The organism is Lacrimispora struthionigena, from assembly GCF_048627165.1.
GTDB lineage: Bacteria > Bacillota > Clostridia > Lachnospirales > Lachnospiraceae > Lacrimispora.
In genome coordinates, this window is the sequence record NZ_JBMBWP010000002.1 from 2,052,575 (window position 1) to 2,079,058 (window position 26,484).

A 26,484-nucleotide genomic window follows, 5' to 3' on the forward strand; every position below is an offset into this window, starting at 1 on the left:
CTCCTTTTAAGATCCTTTTCTGGAATTTACAAGCTTCATTCCAAAATGGTGGCTGATAAAATCACGAAACGGAGGGCACAAATAGGTGGCATAATTCATAAGATGATAAGCTGCCATATAAAACCGGTTTCCCTTTTCTTTTGGAGTTCCTGCCCATGGAGTTTTCGCCAGATACTTGTCGTAAGCTCTGCGGTAGTGATTTAGATTCCCTTCCTTCCAGGGTCTCTCGTCCCCCATAAAATGAAGGATGGCCGGATGTCTGCCAGCTTCCCGGAAGCCATTTTCCGTAATGAGTGCGTACACCGGAGACAGTCGGACTAAATGCCTGTAATGGAAATACCGGTAGTTGGTAAAATAATTGTAACGGGGAGAAAGAGGTCTGATTCGGCCCTTTAAACTTCCATTAATGGTATCCTGATCTCCTGCAAACAGTTTACCTCCCTTGGATCGGTAAAAGTCAAGAAGCTTCTTTTGAACATTCTCTTCTCTCCAGCGGTTTAAATCAATTAAAAGCACCCCTGAATTAAAATAGGGTTCTTCCGGTCTTAATCCGATCTCTTCTTTAATACAAGGATAAATGGTTGGCTCCATGACAGCGCCTAACAGGAACGGACCCAGATCAGCCTTCCATAATTTTTCCAAAGAAGACAATATCACGGTATCGCAATCCAGATAAAGTACCCGTTCCACATGTTCTGGGAGTACATCTCCTAGAAACAAGCGGGCCATAATGCTTAAATCAAATCCTCCTGTGTCCACCTCGTGGGAAAACCGTTCCTTTAAATTCCCCAGTTCAATCACAGAAAGCTCACGATCAAATTCCTGTGCGATCCCGCATAAGCGGTCTTTTGATTCCTTTGACAACCCCATGGATAAAACCCAGACATCAAGCGTTTCAATCTTTTGATTCCGATCAAGAAGAGAGTAGAGAGAGACAGCAAGGTGTCTGGCAAACTTATCGTTGGAAGCGTAAACTATATTCATAATAACCTCCCCGCATACCAATTTTATCGTTGTATTGTACTATATCTGCCTGGAAAAGTAAACAGCCGGCGGCTAGGGGAGGAGACCCAGCTCTGACTCAGCCATTTTAAAAGCTGACTCAATCACTTTGTCCATATCGTAATATTTATATTCTGCCAGTCTGCCTCCAAAGATAACCCGTTCCTCTTTTTGGGCAAGTTTTTCATATGCCTGATACAAGTTCTGATTGGTCTCATCATTGACGGGATAATAAGGTTCCATACCCTCACTCCAGTCAACGGGATATTCTCTGGTTATAACCGTCTTATCCTGGGTTCCGAACTCGAAATGTTTATGCTCAATTATTCTCGTATAAGGAGTTTCACGGTCTGTATAATTTACAACTGCAACCCCCTGGTAATTGTCTGTATTAAGGGTTTCCGTCTCAAACTTCAGACTACGGTATTCCAGCTTACCAAACTGGTATCCGTAGAAAGCATCGATCATTCCAGTGTATATGATTTTCTCTCCAAGACTGTCATAATGCTCCTTATTGTCTAAATAATCAACAGAAAGCTCTACATCGCAACCCTCAAAGAGCTTGTCTGTAATTACGTTATAACCGCCGATGGGAATCCCCTGATATAAGTCATTGAAATAATTATTGTCATAGGTAAACCGTACAGGAAGGCGCTTAATAATAAAGGCCGGAAGCTCCTTGCAACCTCTTCCCCACTGCTTTTCCGTATAACCCTTTACCAGTTTTTCGTAGATATCCGTTCCCACCAGGCTGATCGCCTGTTCTTCCAGATTCTTCGGCTCACTGGTAATCACCTGTCTCTGCTCATGAATCTTTGCTTTTGCCTGCTCCGGAGTTGACACCCCCCACATCTTGCTGAAGGTATTCATATTAAAAGGCAGGTTGTACATCTCCCCTAAATAATTGGCAACGGGACTATTGGTATACCGGTTAAACTCTGCCAGCTCATTGACAAACTGCCAGACCTTACGATTGCTTGTATGGAAAATATGAGCGCCATACCGGTGTACATGGATTCCTTCTGTCTCTTCGCAATACAAATTGCCACCTAAATGTTCCCTTTTCTCAAGTACCAGGCATTTCTTTCCCTGTTTCCTGGCCAGATAGGCAAATACGCCGGAATAGAGACCACCTCCGACAAGCACATAATCATATTTCTTCATCTTTACTCTCCTGTCGTTTTATAAACTGAATTAATTATACTAGAGTCTTTCAGAAAAGTAAACGCCGGTTCTATCTGTGTAATTTTAAATAATGATTGTTTCAATAAATCGATGGGTTTATAATTATTATGAATGTGAGAGGAGATGATATTTAAACACAATGAGCGAGAATAATAATATTAAAACAGCACTTCAGATTATAGAGGCTGATATTAACACAGATGAGTCTCTGTCACTGCTAAACGAATTATCCGGAAGTCTGAATCACATAACCGGAAACAGCGGAGAATCCTCATTTTCAATCAACGACATGGAAGATGAAAAATCTATTTTTGTCATTGCAAGAAGTGGAAGTACGGCAGCAGGCTGCGGCGCAATACGCCGAATAGACGATTCCACTGGGGAATTAAAACGGATGTATGCAAAAGAACGGGGACTGGGTGTTGGCACTTCTATCTTAAATTTTCTAGAAAATAAGGCACTGGAATTTGGATATAGCAGACTGATCTGCGAAACCAGAAAAATCAACGCAGGCGCATGCAGCTTCTACATTAGAAACGGCTTTCACATCATCCCAAACTATGGGAAATATCAGGGGCGGGATGAAGCTGTTTGTTTTGAAAAAAGAATCAGATAACTAAAAGGGATCCTGCCTCAAAAAAGACTGGATCCCTTTCATTATCTGATATTAATAAAATAACCGGTTTACCGCACTAAAGATACCCCGAATAGACGCTCTGGTAATGTTGGAACTGATTCCCACGCCATAAGTAGCCTTTCCGGTCTTTACATCAAGCAAATGGATGTATGATGCAGCCTGTGCCCCAGATCCGGAAGCAAGTGCGTGCTCGTAGTAATCCAGCACCCGGATCTCGATACCAAGCTCCTTCTCCAGGCCTTTTTGAACAGCATCGATAGGTCCGTTTCCCACACCCTCGAATACTTTCTCCACTCCATGGTCTGTGTAGCGGACTTTTGCAAGTGTTGAGAACTCCACGTCTTCCTCTGCCTCTGTAATCTGGCTCTTTCTGAAATGAATGGGTTCCTTCCGTTCGGTATAGCAGCTCTTGAATTCTTCCAGAATCTGTTCTGGAGCAACCTCACCCTGCTTTTCGGAAATCGCCTGAATCACATCGGCAAACTCCTTGTGCATACCCTTTGGAAGCTTGAATCCATAGAAGGTATCCATGACAAATGCTACGCCGCCCTTGCCGGACTGGCTGTTGATTCTGACAATCGGCTCATACTGTCTGCCAATATCGGAAGGATCGATCGGAAGGTAAGGAACCTCCCAGTATGGATTCTTCCTCTCATGCATCGCCTGCATGCCTTTGTTAATGGCATCCTGATGTGATCCGGAAAATGCTGTAAATACAAGTTTTCCTGCATAGGGGTGTCTGGGTTCCACTTCCATCTTGGTACAGCGTTCGTAAACATCCACGATTTCACGGATATTCTCAAGATGAAGTTCCGGATTGATGCCCTGAGAAAACATATTATAGGCAACTGTTAAAATATCCACGTTGCCGGTACGTTCTCCATTCCCAAGCAGAGTTCCTTCCACACGGTCAGCTCCTGCAAGAAGAGCCAGCTCAGTGGCTGCAATTCCTGTTCCTCTGTCGTTGTGAGGATGAACACTTAAAATAATGCTGTCACGGTTTTTAAACCGGGAATTCATCCATTCAATCTGATCAGCATATACGTTGGGTGTTGTCATCTCCACAGTGGAAGGAAGATTGAAAATAATCTTCTTTTCCGGAGTGGCTTCCCAGGTTTCCTGCACTGCCGTACAGATATCAAGTGCAAATTGAAGTTCAGTTCCAGTAAAGCTTTCAGGAGAATATTCAAGCATAACTTCTCCCTTAAAATCCTGCATATACTGTTTCACCCACTGGGTTCCCTGTATAGCGATCTCCTTAATCTCATCCATCTCTTTGCGGAAGACCACATCACGCTGTAATGTAGATGTGGAATTGTAGATATGAACGATTGACTTCTTAACTCCCTCTAAGGCTTCAAATGTCCTCTTAATCAAATGCTCTCTGCACTGAACCAGAACCTGAATCACCACGTCATCAGGAATCAGTTTCCGTTCCACAAGCTGTCTTAAGAAATCAAACTCAATCTGGGATGCAGCAGGAAATCCCACTTCAATCTCCTTAAAACCGAGTTTAATCAGAAGGTTAAACATCTCAATCTTTTCTTCCACTACCATAGGCTCAATAAGAGCCTGGTTTCCATCTCTCAAATCCACACTGCACCAGATCGGCGCTTTCTTAATCTCCCTGCACGGCCATTGTCTTTCCGGATAATCTACTACCGGTACCCGCTTATATCTTTCATAATTCAACATGTCTGATCTCCTCCATATTCCTTTATTGTCTGCATTTCTTTCATAAAAAAATCAGTTCAGGCTTTGGAGTCGATAAATCACGCTGTATTTTTTGACAATGAACAACGTGGGTTTTAAAGGTCTAACCCCATCTGTCATCATTCCTTTGCATTAAAATCACATGCCGTGCTCTGACAAACCACCACGGTAAAGTGTTATGTTATTATAGCACGAGTAAAATTTACTTACAACTAAAACTTTAAAAACCATAAAATCTTTTATCTGCTCATCTGTAGAAGCTTGGTCTTTAATTCCCCTTCCATACGGGCAAGTTCCACTTCTGCTTCTTTTCGTTTTTGTCTTCCCTCTGCCTGAATCCGCACTACTTCATCAAGGGTTGTAATCAGGGACTCATTGGTCTTTTTCAGGGTTTCCATGTCAACGATTCCACGCTCTGACTCTTTTGCCGTCTCAATGGTTGCAGTTTTTAATACCTCTGCATTCTTTCGAAGCAGCTCATTGGTCATATCGGTCACTTCTCTTTGTGCCTTTGCCGCCTGCTCTGAATGATTGATTCCGATGGCAAGAACCATCTGACTTTTCCACAGAGGAATGGTGTTTACAATGGTGGACTGGATCTTCTCTGTCATTAAAGTATCATTATTTTGAACCAGTCTGATCTGGGGAGCCATCTGAATGGAAATCATACGGGTGAGCTCCAGGTCATGGATCTTCTTTTCAAACCGTCCGCACATGGCAGATAAATCATTGGCTGCCTGGGCATCCTCTGGAAGACCGCTTCTTGCCGCCCGTTCCATTAAAAGAGGGAGCTCTTCCTGCTGAACTTTTGCAAGTTTTCTCTTTCCAGCCAGGATATACATGGTCAGTTCCTTAAAATATGTGGTGTTTAATTCATACATTTTATCCAGAAGGGCGATATCCTTTAAAAGCTGAATCTGGTGATTCTGAAGAATCTTGCAGATCTGGTTCACATTAGTCTCTGCAGATGCATACTTTGCTTTCATGTTATCAAGACGGTTAGCGCTCTTTTTAAAGAAACCGAAGAAGCCTTTTTCCTCTCCTTCCGTTTCAAAGCTTTTTAACTCTGTCACCACATTGGTGAGCATCTGTCCCACTTCACCCAGATCCTTTGATTTTACATTATCAAGGGCGGACTCAGAAAAATCAGCAATCTTTTTTTGCGCTCCTGCGCCATACTGAAGAACCATATTGGAATCTTTTAAATTAATTTTATCAGCAAAATCAGAAACCAGACGTTCTTCCTCGGGGGTAAGCTCTGGTGCGGGCACTGGTTCAGATACAGGTACTGCCTCGGTCAGTGCATGTCCCTCTTTCACACCTTCTGTCTGATCAAATGGCGTAAGAGTCAGCTGTGGCGCTTCATTTATCATCTCTTCCAAATCTTTGCTCATTCTTTATTTCCTCCTGTAAAATCACTTTCGGCCCAGCCATTCTTCTTTAACATTGTCTGGAGTACCGATGCATCCGTGGTAATGTCCATAGCTGTATCCTGGTACAAATCATCAAGCAGCCGTTCGAAAGCCAGATTGATGGTATCAAGAGTTCCTTCAATTTCTTTTTTTGCATTGATAATATTATTGCCTTCTATACCCGTGCTGTCAAAATCCCGGTAAGCATTCACCAGCTTTACTGTTGTAGGGAGATAATAATCCATAAACTGTTCCATCTCTCCCATTTGATCCGGATGCTTTAAAACGGTGTCAAAAATTCTCTGAATTACATCCTCCAGCATGGATATTTTTCGGGAAATCACTTCGCCCGGAATGGCATCATTGGCTTCTTTTAATATTCTTAAATAATTTCTTCCCTGAGTCATCATTTCCTGCAACGCTTGATTTCCCTGGGTTTCATTATCTGAAATCTTTTTCAGTTCTTCCTCTTTTTCCCGCTCCTTTAACGCTTTCTGACACTCCAGGTACTGGTTATATGTGGTTTCACTTAAAATCAGGCAGGTTTTCTGCTCGTCTAAGTGTGCCTGGGGAAAAATACCCAGTCTCATCATTTTCTCCACGTCTTTTAATACATATTCCTGAGATTTACCAATACTTGCAGCCAGTTCCTCAAGATTACAATACATTCGCTTTTCGGACTGTTTTGCATAAATTCTGGCTCTTTTTAATCTTCCGTTTATGGAAATTCCAGTAAAAAGCATGCAGCCCGACACAACTCCGGCTGCCAGAAGAAAGGTAAACGCACCGGCTGCCGCCCATGCGACAGGTTTCAAAATCATGGAAGCAAAAAGAGAGATAAGAATCCCGATCAGATCAATTCCAAGAAAAAGACTTCCAAAAACGGTTAAAAGTACTCCGCCCACACGCCCCTGCTGGTTAATTTTAATCTCTTGTTTTCCGGCGAATGAACTGCCTGTCCGTTCTTTTACCGTGCGGCTGGTCTGAAACGCCCGGTATCCCGGTTCGTCATCTACCACCTTTTCCGCCTCACCAGTTTCGTCCCTGCTATCCCGCACCGGCGGCTGCGTCCAGCTTTTTGTTCCTTTTGCCAGCTGATTTTTCGCTTCATCCAGCGCAAAATTTACGGAATCGGATATGATTCGGTTCAGCTGGTTAAAATCTCTGGAATCAATGGCGCTTTGCACCGTACTGCGGATTTGTTCTCCTAAGTTTGATTTATCTTTTTTATCCATTTTTCCGATCTCCCAAAATAAATTTGCAGATAAGTACAATGATATCATGAATTGTCTTCATTTACAATGAGACGCCGTTATTAAAACTGAAAAAGTCATTGAAAAACCGGCTGTTATCTTCGGTTTTCAATGACTCTCATTTACAATCAGGAAATGACGTGGCCTCTTGATTTCATGACATCAATTACCTGCTCCACGTACTGTTCACAGGTTTTTAAATCAGCTGCTTCTACCATGACTCGAACCACCGGCTCTGTACCTGACTGGCGCAGAAGAATTCTTCCGCTGTCTCCAAGACTTTGTGCCACTTTCTCCACTTCCGCTTTAACCGCTTCGTCATCCTGAGCCGCTGTCTTGTCATGAACCCGTACATTCTTTAATACCTGTGGAAAGATCTCCAGCTCAGAAGCCAGCTTTCCAAGGCTTTCTTTCTTTTCAAGAATTACTTCCATTACCTTTAATGAAGTCAGGATTCCATCTCCGGTTGTTGCATGCTTACTGAATATAATATGTCCTGACTGTTCACCGCCAAGACAGTTTCCATTGGTTACCATGTTCTCGTAAACATATTTGTCGCCAACTGCTGTTTTTTCGTACTCAATCCCTTCCCGGTCCAAAGCTTTATATAACCCGAAATTGGACATTATAGTTGTTACCACTTTGTTATTTTTAAGCAGCCCCTGTTCTTTCATATATTTACCGCAGATGTATAAGATACCATCTCCATCAACTACATTTCCGTTCTCATCAACGGCCAGGCAGCGATCTGCATCTCCATCATAAGCAAAGCCCACATCAGCCCCTACTTCTTTCACAAACTTCACCAGCTGTCCCATGTGGGTGGAACCGCAGCCCGTATTAATATTCAGACCGTTAGGCTCATTACTGATCACATGAGTTTCTGCGCCAAGTGCATCAAATACATTCTTCGCAATGGCGGAAGCGCTTCCGTTGGCACAGTCCAGTGCTACTTTTTTATTTTTAAAGGATCTGGTTGCCGTTGAGATCAGATATCCGATATAGCGGTTTCTTCCTGCTGCAAAATCTACGGTTCTGCCGATCTTATCCTGTGTGGCAAATGGCAGTTCTCCCATCTCCCCATCTAAATACTTCTCGATCTCTGTGATGACGGATTCTTCTAACTTCTCTCCCTTTTCATTAATCACTTTAATACCGTTATCGTAGTATGGATTATGGCTTGCAGAGATCATGATTCCGCAGGAAAATCCTTCTGTACGGACAACATAGGATACGCTGGGGGTGGTGGTTACATGAAGCAGATAGGCATCGGCTCCTGATGCGGTAAGACCTGCCACAAGAGAATACTCAAACATATAGCTGCTGCGTCTTGTGTCTTTTCCGATAACGATCCTGCATACCTCAGCCGGTTTTTTCTGTCCATAGTACCAGCCTAAAAAGCGGCCTACTTTAAACGCATCCTCAACAGTCAGCGTAACATTTGCTTCTCCTCTAAAACCATCTGTTCCAAAATATTTACCCATTTTATTATTCTCCTTCATAAATCTGCGGTGATAAAAAGTGATATGTACAATACCACATTTCTGCCCTTTCTAAATTAAGGGACTAATGCTGCATATAGAATGGTTCTTGCATCATCAAATTCATAGCTGCAGGTAACAAATGACCACAGAGTTTTAATTGGCTCTTCAGGTGCCTGATAAAACATTCCGTTCTTTGTCATCTCATCTACATACAGGGAAAAGCTCTCATCTGATTCAAATTTTGTTTTTCTGCGTATTCCGCCTGCATCCGTATAAAGCACAGTGACCGGCCGCAAATGGAATTCCTGTTGCGGTGTGTAGATCACAATGTCCTGATGGGCACGATAAAAAGATTCCTCTTTATACTTTATGATATCCTTAAACATGGAACCATCTTTCATATGATGCCCATAAATTATGTTATGCCTTCCGGAAAAATCAGGTTCACTGTCACAGTCAAGAAATATGGTTCCTGACGGATTCTTTTTTCCATCAAAATCCGTATCCAGGTAAGTATCATTGTTGTCCGTGTGGACGATGGGGTAATCAATGCTTGTATCAGCAATGCGGATCCAGCCAACAATGTCAGGATTAATCTTTTTTAGTTCATCAAAAGAAATAGGAGATACGTAAGGTTCTTCTTTCTCTTTCTGTGTTTCCGACGGGGCAGTCACGCTCTCTTCTGGTACCTTTGCCAGCTCAGCCAGGCTTTCATACAGGTTGTCAGAATACTGCCTGTCACGATAATCAAAGTAAAGCACTCCGGCTCCCACAGCCAGAAGCAGAAATGCAAGTATAAGAATTCCTGTTGACAGTTTTTTTCTGTTCATAGCAATCTCCTGCTTTCTTTTTCATATTCTTCTGCTTTAGTATAGCTTATTTTAATAAAAATCTCAATCTTTTATAAGCTGCGCTAGACTTTTAACGTTTTTTTCTATATACTAAGGAAAGAAAATGTTACTTTGGAGAAAATTATGAAAAATCAAGAGACGATCATTTATGTGAACATGCTGGGTGGATTCTCCGTTACCATCGGAGACAAAATAATTGTTGATCAGAATAATCAGGCTAAAAAACCATGGAGTCTTTTGGAATATTTAATCACGTTTCGTGGCAGGGATATTCCCGTTGATGAATTAATTGATTTGTTTTGGAAAGATGAAGCCAGCAATAATCCAGCTGGCGCTTTAAAGACGCTGATGTTCCGCGTGCGAAAGCTTCTTGAGCCACTTGGGTTTCCCACTCAGGAACTGGTATTTCAAAACAGAAAAGCATATGGCTGGACAAGGGATCTTACCACCGTATGCGACACGGACAAGTTCGAAGAGCTTTGTCTGCAGGCTGATAGCAAGGAATTTCCGGAAGAGACCCGCCTGAAACTGTCAATGGAGGCATTTAACCTTTATAAAGGAAACTTTCTTCCAAAATCCGAATGGGAATCCTGGGTAATCCCCATTCACACCTATTATCATACCCTTTATCAGAAATTAGTAAAAAAGATCCTGGTAATGTTAGATGACAGAAAGGATTATCCTACGATGATAGATGTCTGCCAGCAGACAATCTCCATCGATCCTTACGGGGAGGAAGCACATTACTATCTGATCTACGCTCTGTACCAGAGCGGGAACCAGATGATGTCCCTGGAGCATTACAAACGGGTAAACGACATGTTCTACAATGAGTTTGCCATCACTCCATCGATCCGCTTTAAAGAACTGTATAAAATGATCAGCGACAAAAAGCATGGAATCACCATGGATTTAAGTACCATCAGGGAGATTCTTTTAGAGGGTGGAACCAATAAGGGAGCATTTTGCTGTGAGCCTTCCGTATTCCGGGATATCTACCAGCTGGAGTCCAGAGCCATTGAGCGAACCGGAGATTCTATCTTTTTATGCCTGCTAACCATCAGCAATTTAAAGGGTGAGTTATTAAAGCCGGCAGTACAGACCCGTGCCATGGATGAACTGGGTAGTTCTATCCGCAACTCTCTTCGCAGAGGAGACGTTTACAGCCGTTACAGCGTAAGCCAGTATCTGATGCTTCTTCCTACTGCGACCTATGAAAACGGAGAGATGGTTTTAAAGCGAATCATTCAGAATTTTAAAAAGGAATATTCCAGAAAAGATCTGTCCATTACCTACTCTCTGCAAAGTGTTCTGCCGTTTTAAATGAGGTTCTGACACTCTTATTAATACCTACAACAGGAGGACTATGATGTTACAGGAAGATTTTATTACACTGACGCTTCAAAAACAAAAAAACATTGCGCTGATTGCCCATGATAACGAAAAGCATTCATTAATTGAATGGTGCACCGAACACAGGGAAATCTTAAAAGACCACACTTTGTGCGGAACCGGCACCACTGCCCGTATGATTACAGATCAGACAGGTCTTCCGGTAAAAGGCTATAACAGTGGTCCTTTAGGCGGAGACCAGCAGATCGGTGCAAAGATTGTAGAAGGCAGGATTGATCTGATCATCTTCTTTTCAGATCCATTGACTGCACAGCCTCATGACCCCGACGTAAAAGCACTGCTTCGTATTGCCCAGGTTTATGATATTCCCATTGCCAACACCCGTGCAACTGCAGATTTCATTATTACCTCTCCTCTTATGGAGTCTACCTATGAGCATCAGGTAATTAATTTTAATAAGAATATCGCGGACAGAGCAAAATCATTATAAGTTCATTCATATTAGTACAGGCCTTCCAGGTTTTACATGGAGAGCCTGTACTATTTGTTTTCCTTCTTTCCCAGTAAAATATCTGCAATTCTTCTGCTCGCTTCTCCATCACCATAGGGATTATCTGCACTGCGCATCCTGTCATAGAGCACATTATCATCCAGCAAACGTGTTACGGCTTCGTAAATAGGTTCTTCTTCAATGCCAACCAAAAGCAGCGCCCCAGAGTCAACTCCTTCCGGCCGCTCTGTTGATTTGCGAAGAACAAGCACAGGTTTTCCCAGACTTGGTGCTTCTTCCTGTATTCCCCCGCTATCCGTTAATATAAGATCTGCTCTTGCCATAAAATTATGAAAGTCAATTACATCCAGGGGTTCAATCAGACGTATCCGTTCCTCTCCCGCTAATACAGAACCGGCGATTTCTCTGACACGTGGATTTAAGTGAATGGGATAAATAACCTTAACCTCAGGATGTGCATCAGTGATCCGTTTGACAGCACGAAAAATCTGTTTCATGGGTTCCCCTAAATTTTCCCTTCGGTGAACAGTCAGTAATATCAGCCGGCTTCCCAAAGACCACGTTAAAAGCTCATGGCTGTAGTCCGCTCTCACTGTGGTTTTTAATGCATCAATTCCTGTATTCCCTGTGACAAATATGGCAGAAGGATTCTTACCCTCAGAAATTAAATTCTCCCTGGCTTTCTCCGTAGGAGCAAAGTGATAGTTTGCAATAATACCAATGGCCTGTCTGTTAAATTCCTCGGGATAGGGGGAATAAATATCATAGGTTCTTAACCCGGCCTCAACATGTCCCACCGGTATCTGCAGATAAAAACAGGCAAGGGCACAGGCAAATGCTGTGGAAGTATCACCATGAACCAGAACCACGTCTGGCTTTTCTTTTTCCAGAACCTCACGAATCTTATTTAAAATATTTACGGTGATTTCAAAAAGTGTCTGCTTTTCTTTCATAATGGAAAGATCATAGTCCGGGTTAATTGAAAACGCATCTAAAACCTGCTTTAGCATGGATTTATGCTGACCTGACACACAGACGCAAACCCTTGCTTCTTTCCTGCCTCTCAACTCTGTTACCAGAGGGCACATTTTGATGGCCTCCGGTCTTGTCCCAAATACCAGCATGATATTCTTCACGGCACAAAACTCCTTTTATGTTAATTAATTTTGCCAAATCAATCAGTCTGCCGGTTTTCCAGTATATTCATACGCCAGCATTGCCATAACCTGATCAAAGGATGTGATGCCACTTCCATCTTCCATCCCAAATGCACCGTAATAGGGATAGGCGGTATCCATAATCCTCATTTTTTCCATCTTCTTCAGAGCTTTTCCCTGGAGCTTTTTATCTCCTTCAATTTCCCCAATCATGGCGATTATTGCGTAAACAGCCGTTGAATCATAATTATAACCTTCCACTACCGTACCATCTGTTTTGTATCGTGCTTTCACACCGCCTGCATCCATTTGGGTTTTTAGCCAGGCCATGGAATCATCCGCCAGCAAACCGGCCTCTGCCAGGTGAAGCAGCGTGATCATCGCTTCTGCAGTATTTAAATCATCAGAAACATAAGAGCTTTTATTATAATCATACCAACTGTAGTACAGAGGAAACTCTTCACTTATTTTTCCCCCAAGAATCAATTTCTTTGCTGACTCATAAGGCTGTATAAAACGGTCATCCAGGATTGCCAGCTGGGACATAACCGGCAAGTCTCCATAGCAGAGAGTAAAGCGGCCCGCATATTTTTTATAACCGGAATCATAAAAATCCACATAATTTCGATTGTGAATTCCGTATTTTGCAATTTCATCTGAATAACTGGTTATTGACTGGTCATAACCACCCCACAAATTATTAGCCTTGAGCAGTGCACCCAGAATTCGCAAGTCATCTAAAAGCGAATTCACTTCTGATGGCTTATCATTGCTGACGTTCCACCCGGTTATACCATTTACCCGCATTACTCCGTTGATATAAGTGAGAATTTTTTCAAATAGCTGCTGATCCTTTCGTAGTAACGCATATTCCAGCATCACACCCTGAGTTTCGCTTAGAACATCACTTTTTATGGCACTGTCTGCCTCTGGATCATAAATTGTATGAACTCCTCCCCGGTCATCCATGAGATGGTTCAGGACAAAATCTCCAGTCACCTTCCCGCTTCCTTCAGTCAGATCTTTTAAATATCCTTCAAATACAGAGCTCTTTTCAATTGGCTTAATACTCCATGACCGGATCACTCCATGCTCGTCCAGAAACAAGGTGGTTGGGATGGCATGAAGGCCAAGCTCCTGATAGGCGGTTATGCCTTCGTCATAATAAGTATCCATGGTAATTCCCTGTTCTGACAGATACTTTTTTGCTGTTTCTTTGGTTTCCTTTTTATTATCTGTTCTATTTATAAGAATGTAATTAATGTCGCCATAATTCTTTGAGGTATTTATGAATTCCCTGATATGAGATAGCTCTTTTCTGCAATCCGGACACCAGCTTGCCCAGAAGGTTACTATGGCTGGCTTTCCCTCGAAATCTTTCATTGTCACTACGTCTCCTGATTCATCCGTAAAGCGGATGTCTGGAATTTTCTCATTGATATTGCAGTTTTCCGGCAGAATCGCCGTAATATCATCAAGAGAAGTTTCATCTGCGCTTCCCCTCTGACTTTTTAGCAATTCCTCTTTATTGAAATAGAGAGACAGGAAAAGAAGACCCCCTGCAGTAAATACCGTAAGGATGCAGAGGATCACAATTAATACCTTTTCCACCCTGCTACGGGGAAGGGCTTTTTTCATACCGTATGTCTCCCTTCATCATGCTCTTTGGGCACCTTTCCTGTCTCTGCAATCTCTTCCAGTTCCAGAATTAGCTCCTCTAAATCGGAATGTTCCAATCCTGCCTTCTCTTTCTTTATCATTTTCTCAGTTTCTTTTTCCTGTGATATCTTTGGAGGTATCTCAGCGGCAGAGACCTCTTTTTTTTCTTTCATAAAGGGATCGGGTTGGGTATAAGCTTCTGAAACAGTAACCGTAACATTGCCGTTTAAAATGGCTGACTGCATATCAAAAGCATTGGTCATACTTTTATAGCGCTGCTCAATGGCTTTATGTTCTTCTAATTCAAATTGTTTTAATACAGTTTCTTCTCTGATTTGTTGTTCTTTTTTCTGCTGCCGTTCCCAATCCGAAGTATTTACAAATGTTACAGCATTTTCAAAAATATATTTTATTCCTACAGATGCAATAATTATAAATACAGGCAGAATATGAAAGTGATACCGATTCTGGCTTTCAACCATAAGATGCATGGCTGCTGTCCCTAAATAAACCAGAACCAGAACATAAAGAGAGGATGCCTTTCTTTGCAGCAGATAAATCAATGTCAGAAAAGAAAAGAGCACAGCCACCATATAAACAATCTGGCTGGCGCTTTTTGCCTGATTGAGAAATACTTCCCTGTCTGGAGTCAGTTCATTTTGCTCCTTTAAGAAAGCCAGATTCCAGTCAGCCCCATAGTTATCATTTTCCCATAGCAATTCATATTTTTTTATAAACAGGTTAAATAATCCCCCTGGTCCTGCAGACAACCGCTTAAATGCCAGATTCCGGCACGCAATCTGTGCTTCTATGGGCGAACCGGTCCGTTCCAGATTCTCATATAAATACCTGGAATCTTCTTCATTCCATCCCCCGTCGGATTCCTGATTCAGTCCTACCAAAAGATTATAACCAAAGGACTGGCTAAAGGAGGGTGTTGATTTATTAATGGTGAGTTCTATATCTGTATTAAGAACACTGGATACCGCCATATAGGCCAGCACCATGAGCGCTGCCCTCATAAACCCCCTGGCCAGAAATCTTACCCAGACAGAAATGCTGTTGTGTGGTATTTCCGGTAATTTGGACTTAAGTGGAATCAGAAATATAAGGATTGCAATTAATAATATTACAGCCATTGGACGGATTGCCGCAGTCACTGCAATCAGACAGCCAAGTACCATATGAAGAAGAACTCCTCTGATCCCATGCTTTGTGGCGCCATCATAATCCATGACCAAATGAAGAAAAAGGAGCACACACAGATATAAGAAAAATGAAAAGGAGTATTCGGCGGCAAGCATGTTGACGTAAAGGATTTGGGAGGGCCAGAATGCCCAGGCTGTAAGTGCTGTAAGCCCTGCCATTCTCCCACCCAGCTTCCTGGCAATCCTGTAAATAAGAAAAACCGTTCCTACGGAAAACAAGACATTTGCTATCTGTCCGTTCCAGATGCTGGTTCCAAATACAACAAATATAGTTTTTAAAATAAAGCAGTAACCCAGTATATGGGGAAACATCCCGATATAGTTGCAATAACCTTCTCCCTTTTCCTGCAGAACCCCTTCCTTTAACATCTTAGCTATTTCGTAATAGGTTTTATAATCAGATGCCGGTTCCATTGGCAGATTCCGTATGACGAAAAGTCTGGCTGCAAATGCCAGAATCAGAATAAGAATGACGTAAATTACTTCCATCGCCAAAAGGTAATTATGATATTTTTTAAGCTTTTCGGTAATGGAAAGCCTGGCAGACAACAGCGCTAAAAAGTTTACGCCTGCCCAGGTAAGGAAAAAGATGAGAATGAGCAATCCTTTCATTGCATAAGGATATTCCTGATTTCCCTGTGCATCGGAGACGCCTGCAATCAGGATGTAGCCCATGCCTGCAATTGATAACGCAATACAGAAATGATAAAACCAGTTTTTCTCTAATCTCATCCTTTTCTTCACCCCTTTCCCAAATTATCTGCCTATTCTTCATTCTTTTTTCTGTATACCCGTATCCGCAGCAGAATAATGATTACGGCAAACAGCATTAAAAACATAGCTGATGTTGCAATGACTGTAAAAACAAGGGATTTCTTATTCCGAACCAGTTTCTCTGCCAGAGTGGGACCTTCCTTTATTTCCTCAGCTTTTATAAACTTAAGAGTGGTGATATTCTGATTGGCATCTATCACCACGCAGTCCTTTTTCAGTTCTTCTCTTTTACTGCTGTCTCTTAGGTAATCCTCAAGGTTCTTAAGGGTATCCTGACTGCTTCCCGCCAGTACCAGCAGAGTACGGTTAAGGGAATAGGGAGATTTTAGCAGCTGCATAACCCCAATCTTTCCTGCGTAATCCCTGGACAAAATCAGCTGGTCATTGCTCTCGAAGGAATTACCATCCTGAGAAAACTGAAATGCCAGATTATTATTCACCTGGGCTAAAAACGTGTTTCCAGACAGTGTACCCGCCGTAATAATGTTATAATCCCCATCGTCTTTATTAAATTCACCAGCCCTCTTCACAAATATGGTTCCATAGGGTTTTGCCTCCCTCCCATACATCGCCAGAGTCTGACCAAGCAGATTAAGTTCAACAGAAGTTGGGTTATCACCAAGTACCAACAATACATCATTGAATTTTCCGTTCCGGCTAAAAGGAGAGACTCCGGAATCAAAAGACAATCTCATGTCTGTGGCAGGGGGCAAAAATATGGCGGATTCTCTGGATACATAAGCCCAGGGCATATCACTCTGCCTGGGAGTGCAAATTAAATCAGGAATTTCCAGATCAAACGCTATTTTTAGACTGGCAGCAGACGTTCCTATGACATCTGCTGGCATTTCAAAGTTCAGTTCATCACCCGACGCCTTTTCCTGGCTGAGGCGCTTGCTGGCGCAGGGAACATCATCCCAGAATACAGTGATCAGGGATCGTTTAAAATCCAGATTTTCACTGTAACGGAACTTTAAAACCACCTTTCCGCCCTGTGCCAGAACAAAATCCCTGGAAACAGGAAGGTAGACATATTTTTCCTGATGAAACGGTCCTACAAAGGAAAGTCCACTTCCCATAATATCCTCCAGCGTGTAATTCCAGGCAGTCAGATCACTTTGTTTTGCAGCATTTACCGCCTGCTCCCCGCTTCCCTTTTCCACAACTGCAAGATTTGAGGTTTCCTGCTTCCGGCGACTTTCATCCATAAGCATGTCAGCAGCTTCCTTTAGACTTGAGTCATCGTTTGATGTAATCAGAAGAAGGGGCTTTAAATTGGAATCATCAATAAAATTAACAATCGCATTTCCAGACGAATCCGGCGCCTTTGTCATTTTATCTTTATACTCGGCAGGCAGATTGTTATAATCCGATATGAGTATGGTATCGGATGGATTATTGGACTTTAAATCAGAGATCCGGCATAGTTCAATTTCATTTATTTTTCCGGTCTGCTTACTTAAATCCGCCATCAGGCTCATGGCAGCAGCTACTTCTCCTGATGCAGCTTCATCAGATACAGCAATGAAAAGTCCCTTGCCAGTGGGATTATAAGTTGACATAAACGGATAAGGATAAAATGAAATCTTGTGCTCAGGATCCCTGCTTTCATAGCCGCATCTGATATAAGATGTATCAGAAATTCCCAGCCAGTTGGCATCAGAATAATCATCTACGCAACCCTGCTGATCAAAAAGTCTGGCATAAGCAGATATGGAAAAGGAATTATAACCGGATCGAACCTGCTCCATGGGGATTTTCACATACAAAATCTGGGAATTGCCGTCTTTATACTCCAGCTTGTAAGACTGGATAGGGACATCGTTAATGGCAAAGGTAACAGATGAGGCAGTGCTCTCAATGAGCTGGCTTACGTCATACTGAATTTTTGCATATACATATTTTGTATCCCAGTAATCTTCCACATAAAAATACAGATCCGTGGAAGAATAAATTCCTTTTAGGGTCTTCCTGTAAAAAAAGTTGTCCTGGGTATGGCCGACCGGTTCATATATGGGCTCATTCTGATCTGGTAATGGAGCAGATTCAGGCTCTGCAACAGGAAGGAGATGGATCTCATCCGCTTTTTTGGAGTCTGTCTTTTCAGCCTGTTTTTTTCCACGGGTATTACTAACTGCCGCAGCATTGACGTTGGATGCGTACACTGCCAGAGGGGTTATCGTCAGGACAAACAGCATCAGACAGACTGCGGATATTTTTCCCGGCCTCTTAAATTTCTTCTTAACTATATCCATCAACGTTGTCATAGTCGTCTCCTTATTTTCAAACCTGCTTCGTATTTTTTACGGCTTTCTCTGTCATTTCCTCAAAGCGTTCCGTCTTGTCCCATACAACTTCTTTTTGATAGAGCGCATCCCGGATTCCCTGAATCATACCATTTGCTACAACAAGAACCCACATTTTTGCATAAGTAAAAAGCATGACAAAGGTGAGAAGTATATTATTTAAATTGAATTCATTTCTTTCCACCGATAAGGTAATTGCTACATTTAAAACGAACAGCAAAATTGCCATTTCCCACAGCAAAGAGGAAAATCCCCCTAAGGTCACATGACCAAGCCCCAGAATCCCAATGACAAAAATAATATCCGAAAAAATAAGGGAGCTGAACATCAGCAGGTAAACCAGGGCGTAATAGATCACATCCAACCTCATGATTCCTGCATGGGGATCAAAGGCATATTTAAAATTGCTTTTTAATACATATAAATTTCCTTTTACCCACCGGGTTCTCTGCTTAAACCATTGCTTCAGTTTCTGAGGTTCCTGCTCCCAGGTGACTGCCTGAGGGATAAATTTTATATAATAACCCATTCTGTACAGACGAAAACTGATTTCTGTATCTTCTGCAAGTGCATTTACATCCCAGCCCCCCATCTGGTCAATTAATTCCCGCCTTATCACGTAATTGGTGCCGGGAATGGTACAAAGTTTGAAAAAGAAATATCTGCCAGCCTGATTCATGCACTGATAAGCCAAAGTCTCAATATTTACAAATCTTGTCAGTAGCGATGCATATTTATTTCTGGTTCGGAACTTGCCAATCACCGCCCCCAGCTTATCGTCTGACATCAGATTTTCCACGAGAATCTTAAGAGCCTGCTTTTCCGGTGTATTATCCGCATCGTAAATTGCAATGACGGAACCTGAGGCCACTGACAGGGCAATATTTAATGCATTGGATTTTCCTTTCCCTCCCACTACCCTGTCTGTATTAATTACGATAATTTTTGCAGATGGATTGTTATGCTGAATGGTTTTTAAAACCTGGGCGGAATCATCGGCTGAGTTGTCATTAACAACAATGATCTCATACCGGTCCTTGGGATAATCAAATTTTATCAGAGCCTCCATGGTCTTTTTCAGCACAATACTTTCATTATGGGCAGGAACCATAACCGTTACGATTGGATACTCCAAAACCGTATGATGTCCATCTGTGCGGTACATTCTCATAATATAAATATAACCGCCTATAGAGAGCAAAATATTTATAAACAGCAGCCCCCAGATAGCAAAGATGGAATAGATTGCAAGAATATCAATAAATGACATGGCACTCTCCCTAATCATGAAAAAAATAATTTTTCCTGTTCTTTAATCTGGCCCACAAAATCAGGAACACAAAAAGTATGGAAGTAAGTCCTACCGCAATTACCAGTCTTCTGCTCTGGGTTGTCAAATCCCTGGAAAACCGCTGAATCATATTACGGCGGTAATTATATTGTTCCGGATAAACAGTGGGGGTAAAGCTTAAATCCATTTTTTTACCGTTCAGAATCAAATCTCCATTTTTATAAGTCATCAGCTGTTTGTCCAGCCAATAGCTGTGCTCCACATCCCACAGACTTTTTAAGGGTACAAAGGAGTTTTGACATACTCCCACTTTTCTTTTAATCTCCTCAAAATCCTCGACCAGATCAATGGGTACTGCAGTAGAATAAACGGATAGATAACTGACTTTCGTATCATCAACAGGGATTGATGCCCCCACCCATTGATGTCCGTCTTTGTAAACCTCATTATGATTCATATCTTCCTGGCTTAAATAAGAATCCACCTCATCGGAAGAAAAAATTGTTTTAAAATGACTCATAATTTCGATTGTGTCTTTATGAAACATCCAGTTTTGCGGTACTTCTAAAGCCAGTGGGTAAACTCCCTGTTTGTTGTATATGGTCATTGCCCTGGCAAGATAATCAAGCATTACCTCTTTATCCAGTGGATTCATCTGGTCAATGGGGGCGTTAATAATTACTGCACCGCCTCCAGCCTGGGCGAAACGCAATACTTCACAAAAATGTGTCATGGAAGGATAATCTCCATTTACATACATTGGCATCACAGAGATCACAAATGGAATCTTTTTCTCTATCATCAGTTTTACTACCTGTAACAGCTTCTCTGGATCTTCATAGGGATAAACTTTGTCTATTAAGATATACTGGGCAAATATGTGAGGATTACCGTTATACGGCCATTTCCACTTTGATACTTCTCTGGTCATAGCCGCCCGAACCAATTGACTGCTCATATCAGCAACAGGGATATGGGTTAATCTGCCATCTTTTGCGCAAAAATATCCATTTTTATTATTGACTGTTACTATGCCATTTTGGTAGGAGGATTTTTTAAAAAAAACAAAATAATCTTCCCGGACCAGACCACTTTTACTTTCTGAGCCATAGAACGAATATTGCAGCTGTCCCACAGTGCTGTTTAGTAGTTCATACTGATCTGACCTGTTTGTGGTGTCCAGATAAGTTTTGAAATACTGATTGCCTATAAATAAAATATGGGGTGATCCCATTTTCCCATTAATTACGGTTTTGGTTTCATATCGACTCAGTCTGCTGGTAAATTCAGGCGGACTTTGTTTTAAATCATAGCAGATCACATAGGAGAACCCATCTAGATACTCCATCCCCCAGGAAGCAGGACCGTAGCTGATCTTAAAGCTTTGAAAGGTCAGAAGTTTTACAAGATCCTCCATCGCGGCCTTCGTACTATCATCAGCATTATCTTGATAGATAATCAGTATATCTCCTTTTGGCACCTCTTCTGCGAAAGAATACACAGTTCTTCCCAAACTGGCAAGGGAAATAAACAGGAATCCGGCTATATAAAATAAGAATTTTTTATACATCATACTGCAGTTCATTTTCCACCCTCTGTTTAAAGAGAATCATATTGTTTTCATAAATCTCTTTCTGGTATTCCAGACTTGCCATTTTTACTTCTATCTTGATTGCTTTATCAGTAATGCCGCTAAAAGCGTCCCGTTCAGAAATCCGGTTTCTGATCCTTCTCATAGCTATCTCACTTCCCTCTTTGCCACAGGTCAGTATAACTGCCAGAGATCCCTTATTATCAATGGAATAGGTCTTATCTTCCACCCGAACCGTATCTACCACAAGTTCAGCCAGTCTCTGTATTACAAGCTCATAATTTTGCCTGGACAATACGCTTTTTAGCTCCGCTTCATACTTCAGCATGATTATCATAAGAGAAAGGGACATCTGGTTTCTCTCAGCATAAGCGGCCAGAACATTAAGATCATTGTAAAGACTTCTCAGATTATAGAGTTTCGTCAGCGGGTTCAGCACAACCAGTTCATCTACCTGCCTCCTTAAAATATCATTCTCAAGTTCCAGTCTGTTGGTTCCTGATACGAACAGATACATGGCTGCAGCAGATATAAGCGGTATGAGAATCCAGACATAGCTATAAAAAGGAATTTCAATATCATAGGACAGGAATAAATACAGCCGGTAAGCAGTATAAAAAGTCACCTCTATTCCAGCCAGTACAAGGGACAATGAAAACAGCTTAAACCCTGAAAATAGAATCACGAAAAAAGTTCCAAGAAGCATGATAACCGCTTCAAACATGGTGGATTTTTCGGAGTAGCCAACTACCATTGCTCCTGCAAATAAGCAAAACAACAAAATTACCAGTCCAATATCCTGCAGCAGATAACCAAACGAATGTTTATTTGTCATTATTTTCCTCACATTTCAAGCACAAATGCTGGTTCTAAACGATTCTAAGCTTATGAAGTAACTCCCCAAACACACAGTAGGTCATAATATCAATTGACAGCCCCACCAGAAACAGCCTCTGAGCCATCTCGGCATCACCGCTGTTAACAATTACGATAATGGATTGGGAAAGTAAAAAGGCCAGAACCATGATAAGCATATCCAAAAATACTGTATTTCTTCTGTCTTCCACCCTGCGTAAGGAATAGCCTTTATAAAATAAGATAATAACCGCAACAGTCAGCAGAATTAAATATCCCACAGTTTTTGGTGCGGATAATTCTTTAAAGCTGCTCCATAAAGACCAGAAAAGACTTTTTGCTTTCTTCGGGAATCCTGCCTCTTTCTCATAGTTTCCGCAATTACTCCTTCTCATATCCATCCCTTGTTTAATGGAAACGTCAATCATGCCAAACAGGCTGTCCGGATGGCGAAAATAATAAATTCCGATGTCGGGAATCGTATATTGGTCCATAAAGCCATGAGATAAGGAACTGTCACCGGATCTTACAAAAGGCAGATAATCATACGCAGATGCATCCGCCAGCAATTCGTAGGAAGGATCAATGTTAAATTCCGTAAGAGTCTCTGCCGGATCAGCAGAACTAAACAAAACGCCTCTTGTCATGGCGTGTAATTTACTGGTTTCATTAAAATCAGATGGGTATCCCAGAATACAGACAAAGGAAAGCATGCTTAGCAAAAAAGCGCCGGCTATGCAGACTCCTCCCCAGATAAAGCTTCTGCGAACCGTTACCAGACGAATAACCGATATAGCAAGAATAAACCCCATCACCGCACATTGTCGTCTGGAACTGACCAGTACACAGCCCGATATCAAAATCAGAACCAGGGCAGACAAATCTTTGTAACCAGACCTTTTTTTCTGAAAAGACATATATCCTCCCACGCAATAAAGTATGGCAAGAAACCAGATTGCCTCCGGATAAAATGAATTAAAATAAGTCATATAACCTACATCTGAGAAAATGATCAGCCCCACTCCTGCAATTAATGCCCCTTCAGAAAAGCTTTTTACCCTTTCACAGCTCTGCCGTATTATGAGGTACAGGGCAGGAAGATACAGCAAAAAATAAATCAGAGCTAAAAAACGGATATCAAAAATACTGTCTCGCGTAAACAGCTGATCCAATGCTTTTGCTGCCCTGAAAAAAACAAGCTGACTATTCCATACGTTCCCCTGAACTTCCTCTCCAGATGCAACTTCTGTATAAGTTTTTATAAAATAGTCTCCATAGTTAGTATCCGAATCGTTATTCATATAGTAGAAACCGGCAGATTTCATGATTTCATCCGTAGACCCATCGTTTGCAACGCCAAGATAATTTGGCAGAAAAAGAATTAAGATGGTAATCAGTGCTGCAATGACTGTTACACCAGATGCAAGAAGGGCAGGAGAATATTTTCCTTCCATAATGGAATTAATTTTCCCTATTTTTTTTCTTACTCCCTGCAGTAGTTTAATAAAGAAGTTGATATATGAAACAGGACCTTTGTCCTCACGTTTGTTCATGCCTGATCTCCGTTAAATGGTTTACCTCAATGGCATATCTGGGCCGTTCTTTTACTTCCACGTAAATCTTTCCTATATAAGTGCCAATAAGTCCCACAGATAAAAGCTGTACACCACCGATAAACCAGATTGATAAAATGGTAGAAGTCCAGCCTGCAACCACCTTTCCTGTAATGTAGGAATAAAATGCGTAAATTGCTGCGCATATACTGAACACCACAATCCCAAGACCTAAATCGGTTATCATTCGGATGGGTTGTATGCTAAAAGATGTAATTCCTTCAAACGCCATGGAGAACATCTTGCCCAATGAATATTTGGATTTGCCAGCAACCCGGGATTTCCGGTCATACATGACTGTAGCTGATGGATATCCAATCAAAGGGACAATTCCTCTTAAAAATAAATTTCGTTCCTTATATAGAGAAAATTGCAGCAGCGCACGTTTGGACATGAGCCGGTAATCCGCATGATTATAAACAATCTTTATCTTCATCAGCTGCATCAGTCTGTAAAAGCCAAGAGCAGAAAACTTTTTAAATAAGGTATCTGTATCACGCCTGTTACGAACACCATACACGATATCATTACCCCGAAGGTATAAATCCACCATTTTCTCCATGACAGACACATCATCCTGTAAGTCCGCATCAATCGAAATAACCATATCAGCATAATTCATGGCGGTTAAAAGACCTGCGGTTAAAGCATTTTGATGTCCTGTATTTCTGGCAAGTTTAAGACCAAAGATCATGGCTGACTGTTTCCGGAAATTACAAATTAAATTCCAGGTGCCATCCTTACTGCCGTCATCTACATAAAGAATAAAACTGGTTTCATCAACCTTTCCGGATTCCACCAGTCTTTTCATAATTTTTACTAATTCTGCATTGGTATATAAAAGCGCCTGTTCCTCGTTATAGCATGGCACAACAATACATAGTTTGTTCATATGCCGTATTCCTTTCGGTAACAACTCATATAATAAAGCTTTATCAGATAGTTTGCCTGAAAAAGGAGGTTTTTAACCAAACCATTGATAAATAGCTTTATCCATGACTTTTCCGAAGGATTGGGTATCCAGTTAATGTTGGAGAAAATACGAAAAGAAATGACTTTAAAACTACCAGATGAACATCGGCAGTTTAACGCAAATAATCAGTTAAAAGAAAAATAGCAGATAAAATATAGAATGATTCTTTCTTACTTATGACTCTTTCCAAATACTTGTTCACACAGAATTTTATATTCCTGATAAGCTCCAAATTCTTCTAATTCACTTAGGAGTTGGGCTATATTTAAATAGTACCAGGCATGCTGGGCTTTGTCTTTTTCATTGAAACGCTTCCAGATCTCATCACCCATAAGAAGGTAATCTCTGGCAGTTGTTCTGAGATTACTAAGCTTATCTGCCAATACAAGAATCTTAATCTCCTCTGAGGCATGTTCCAAGTGCTTTAATGTGGCACTCTTACGTTCTTTCCAGCTTTTTGTTTTGTCTTCTGTTTCTTCCATAACCAGCTGTGCCACACGGCTTCCAAATTCTTCTTCCAGCTGTGATTTCGTAACTCCCGAGTCTTCAATTACATCATGAAGCAGCGCAGCGCATATGAGTTCCTGGTCAGTAGTCATCAAAGACGCAATGACTGCGGTCTCTAAAGGGTGGACAATATAAGGAATGTGAGTCCCTTTCCGGCAGGTTCCCTCATGGCACTTGGCCGCAAATGCAACAGCTTTCTCCACCATACCTGATCTCCTTGTCTTTTTTTTTATATTAGCACAGATTTTGACTATTTAACAGACCACATTTTAAAATAGCTTAATTATTTAAACTATTAATATTAATAGGAATCGCATTCAGGCTGAAAATAGGGTATAATAATGATTTAGATTAAAATAGCCTTAGGCTTTTTAATAATACAAAAGATAAAAGAGGTAAAAAGTATGAAAAAGAAATGGTTAATACCTGTATTATGCGTGGCTTCTATCAGCCTGTCTGCCTGCGGCAGTAAAGCTTCCACGACTGCCCCTGATAATTCCCAGGTGGAAAGTTTAAAAGCCCAGGTAGAAGAATTAAAGCAGGAAAATGCTGATTTAAAGGCTCAGCTTGAAACAGTTCCGGAAACCACCGTCGAAGAGACAAAGGCGGTCCAAAGCGGAACACCCATCGCGATCGGAGGTGTAATTACCACGGATGCCATGGAAATCACAATTAATAAAGCGGAACTATCCTATGATGTCCTTCCAGATGATACTTCCGGATTCTATACCCATTATGCGGCTGATCCAGGCAATGTCTACATTCATCTGGATCTTGATGTTAAGAATCTGGCTAAACAGAACTTACCGTGTGACGAAATCATGAAAGCAACCGCTGATTACAATGGTGGCTATGCCTACTCCGGACAGGCAGTTCCTGAAGATGGAAACACCCGCTTTACCTATGCCAATATCACCTCCATCAAACCTCTCCAGACATTAGGCGTACACTTCCTGTTTCAGTGCCCGCAGGAAGTTGCTGAATCCCAGAATCCTCTCTCCATTACGCTGGAGCCTTCTGGCACAAAAGACAGCTATGTTCTGACTATCAGATAACTTTAAAAATGCGCCCGTCCGGGCGTATTTTTTTATACTTCAAACGCTTCCAAATGCGCGTGTACCGGTCTTATCGTAAGAATAAATTAAATTA

21 protein-coding genes are annotated in these 26,484 nt (G+C 41.6%); 4 read left to right on the plus strand and 17 right to left on the minus strand.

Going from position 1 to position 26,484, the window contains the following annotated elements:
- Nucleotides 1-6: 6 nt before the first annotated feature.
- Nucleotides 7-984 (minus strand): glycosyltransferase family 8 protein, encoded by a 978-nt coding sequence (locus ACOAOT_RS18570; protein WP_420218328.1) that lies wholly within the window; start codon nucleotides 982-984, stop codon nucleotides 7-9.
- Nucleotides 985-1,056: 72 nt separating this feature from the next.
- Nucleotides 1,057-2,166, minus strand: a complete 1,110-nt coding sequence (glf, locus tag ACOAOT_RS18575) for a UDP-galactopyranose mutase (RefSeq protein ID WP_420218329.1) — start codon at nucleotides 2,164-2,166, stop codon at nucleotides 1,057-1,059.
- A 160-nt stretch (nucleotides 2,167-2,326) separates the two neighbouring features.
- Between glf and ACOAOT_RS18580 the strand changes: the two genes are divergently transcribed.
- The gene (locus tag ACOAOT_RS18580) at nucleotides 2,327-2,803 is read left to right on the plus strand and encodes a GNAT family N-acetyltransferase (RefSeq protein WP_420218330.1); all 477 of its coding nucleotides are present in this window, start codon (nucleotides 2,327-2,329) and stop codon (nucleotides 2,801-2,803) included.
- 51 nt (nucleotides 2,804-2,854) lie between these two features.
- On the opposite strand, the gene leuA is transcribed toward ACOAOT_RS18580, so the two are convergent.
- The 5 genes from leuA to srtB all read right to left on the minus strand — a co-directional run bounded on the left by leuA (nucleotide 2,855) and on the right by srtB (nucleotide 9,516).
- Nucleotides 2,855-4,519 (minus strand): 2-isopropylmalate synthase, encoded by a 1,665-nt coding sequence (leuA, locus tag ACOAOT_RS18585; RefSeq protein WP_420218331.1) that lies wholly within the window; start codon nucleotides 4,517-4,519, stop codon nucleotides 2,855-2,857.
- A 257-nt stretch (nucleotides 4,520-4,776) separates the two neighbouring features.
- Nucleotides 4,777-5,931, minus strand: coding sequence for a toxic anion resistance protein (locus tag ACOAOT_RS18590; protein WP_420218332.1), 1,155 nt, complete (start codon nucleotides 5,929-5,931; stop codon nucleotides 4,777-4,779).
- A complete protein-coding gene (locus ACOAOT_RS18595) occupies nucleotides 5,928-7,184 on the minus strand; it encodes a 5-bromo-4-chloroindolyl phosphate hydrolysis family protein (RefSeq protein ID WP_420218333.1) in 1,257 nt (418 codons plus the stop codon). Before ACOAOT_RS18595 ends, ACOAOT_RS18590 begins: the two co-directional genes overlap by 4 nt.
- A 146-nt stretch (nucleotides 7,185-7,330) precedes the next feature.
- Nucleotides 7,331-8,686 carry a phosphoglucosamine mutase gene (glmM, locus tag ACOAOT_RS18600; protein WP_420218334.1) on the minus strand — a complete coding sequence of 452 codons (1,356 nt, stop codon included), beginning with the start codon at nucleotides 8,684-8,686 and terminating at the stop codon, nucleotides 7,331-7,333.
- A gap of 74 nt (nucleotides 8,687-8,760) precedes the next feature.
- A complete protein-coding gene (gene srtB, locus ACOAOT_RS18605) occupies nucleotides 8,761-9,516 on the minus strand; it encodes a class B sortase (RefSeq protein ID WP_420218335.1) in 756 nt (251 codons plus the stop codon).
- Between the two features lie 144 nt (nucleotides 9,517-9,660).
- Here srtB and ACOAOT_RS18610 point away from each other — a divergent pair, with 144 nt between their 5' ends.
- Both ACOAOT_RS18610 and ACOAOT_RS18615 read left to right on the plus strand, forming a co-directional pair.
- Nucleotides 9,661-10,860 (plus strand): AfsR/SARP family transcriptional regulator, encoded by a 1,200-nt coding sequence (locus ACOAOT_RS18610; RefSeq protein ID WP_420218336.1) that lies wholly within the window; start codon nucleotides 9,661-9,663, stop codon nucleotides 10,858-10,860.
- A gap of 46 nt (nucleotides 10,861-10,906) precedes the next feature.
- Entirely contained in the window at nucleotides 10,907-11,380 is a 474-nt protein-coding gene (locus ACOAOT_RS18615) for a methylglyoxal synthase (protein ID WP_420219452.1), read from the plus strand.
- A 50-nt stretch (nucleotides 11,381-11,430) separates the two neighbouring features.
- Here the strand turns inward: ACOAOT_RS18615 and wecB are convergent, their stop codons facing one another.
- The 10 genes from wecB to ACOAOT_RS18665 form a co-directional block, all read right to left on the minus strand.
- Nucleotides 11,431-12,537, minus strand: coding sequence for a non-hydrolyzing UDP-N-acetylglucosamine 2-epimerase (gene wecB / locus ACOAOT_RS18620; RefSeq protein WP_420218337.1), 1,107 nt, complete (start codon nucleotides 12,535-12,537; stop codon nucleotides 11,431-11,433).
- Nucleotides 12,538-12,579: 42 nt separating this feature from the next.
- The gene (locus tag ACOAOT_RS18625) at nucleotides 12,580-14,196 is read right to left on the minus strand and encodes a TlpA family protein disulfide reductase (protein WP_420218338.1); all 1,617 of its coding nucleotides are present in this window, start codon (nucleotides 14,194-14,196) and stop codon (nucleotides 12,580-12,582) included.
- Entirely contained in the window at nucleotides 14,193-16,157 is a 1,965-nt protein-coding gene (locus ACOAOT_RS18630) for an ArnT family glycosyltransferase (RefSeq protein WP_420218339.1), read from the minus strand. The genes ACOAOT_RS18625 and ACOAOT_RS18630 overlap by 4 nt, the downstream gene beginning before the upstream one ends.
- A 32-nt stretch (nucleotides 16,158-16,189) precedes the next feature.
- Complete coding sequence (locus tag ACOAOT_RS18635) at nucleotides 16,190-18,466, minus strand: cellulose biosynthesis cyclic di-GMP-binding regulatory protein BcsB (protein ID WP_420218340.1); 2,277 nt, start codon at nucleotides 18,464-18,466, stop codon at nucleotides 16,190-16,192.
- 16 nt (nucleotides 18,467-18,482) lie between these two features.
- Complete coding sequence (locus ACOAOT_RS18640) at nucleotides 18,483-19,775, minus strand: glycosyltransferase family 2 protein (RefSeq protein ID WP_420218341.1); 1,293 nt, start codon at nucleotides 19,773-19,775, stop codon at nucleotides 18,483-18,485.
- Between the two features lie 10 nt (nucleotides 19,776-19,785).
- The gene (locus ACOAOT_RS18645; RefSeq protein ID WP_420218342.1) at nucleotides 19,786-21,381 is read right to left on the minus strand and encodes a DUF2334 domain-containing protein; all 1,596 of its coding nucleotides are present in this window, start codon (nucleotides 21,379-21,381) and stop codon (nucleotides 19,786-19,788) included.
- On the minus strand, nucleotides 21,359-22,222 hold the full coding sequence (locus tag ACOAOT_RS18650; RefSeq protein WP_420218343.1) for a diguanylate cyclase domain-containing protein: 864 nt from the start codon (nucleotides 22,220-22,222) through the stop codon (nucleotides 21,359-21,361). The genes ACOAOT_RS18645 and ACOAOT_RS18650 overlap by 23 nt, the downstream gene beginning before the upstream one ends.
- 34 nt (nucleotides 22,223-22,256) lie before the next feature.
- Nucleotides 22,257-23,795 carry a glycan biosynthesis hexose transferase WsfD gene (gene wsfD / locus ACOAOT_RS18655; protein ID WP_420218344.1) on the minus strand — a complete coding sequence of 513 codons (1,539 nt, stop codon included), beginning with the start codon at nucleotides 23,793-23,795 and terminating at the stop codon, nucleotides 22,257-22,259.
- On the minus strand, nucleotides 23,782-24,747 hold the full coding sequence (locus ACOAOT_RS18660; protein WP_420218345.1) for a glycosyltransferase family 2 protein: 966 nt from the start codon (nucleotides 24,745-24,747) through the stop codon (nucleotides 23,782-23,784). Before ACOAOT_RS18660 ends, wsfD begins: the two co-directional genes overlap by 14 nt.
- A 251-nt stretch (nucleotides 24,748-24,998) precedes the next feature.
- Nucleotides 24,999-25,541: an HD domain-containing protein gene (locus ACOAOT_RS18665; protein ID WP_420218346.1), complete on the minus strand. Its 543-nt coding sequence runs from the start codon at nucleotides 25,539-25,541 to the stop codon at nucleotides 24,999-25,001.
- A gap of 198 nt (nucleotides 25,542-25,739) precedes the next feature.
- Between ACOAOT_RS18665 and ACOAOT_RS18670 the strand changes: the two genes are divergently transcribed.
- Nucleotides 25,740-26,390, plus strand: coding sequence for a hypothetical protein (locus ACOAOT_RS18670; RefSeq protein WP_420218347.1), 651 nt, complete (start codon nucleotides 25,740-25,742; stop codon nucleotides 26,388-26,390).
- Nucleotides 26,391-26,484 lie beyond the last annotated feature (94 nt).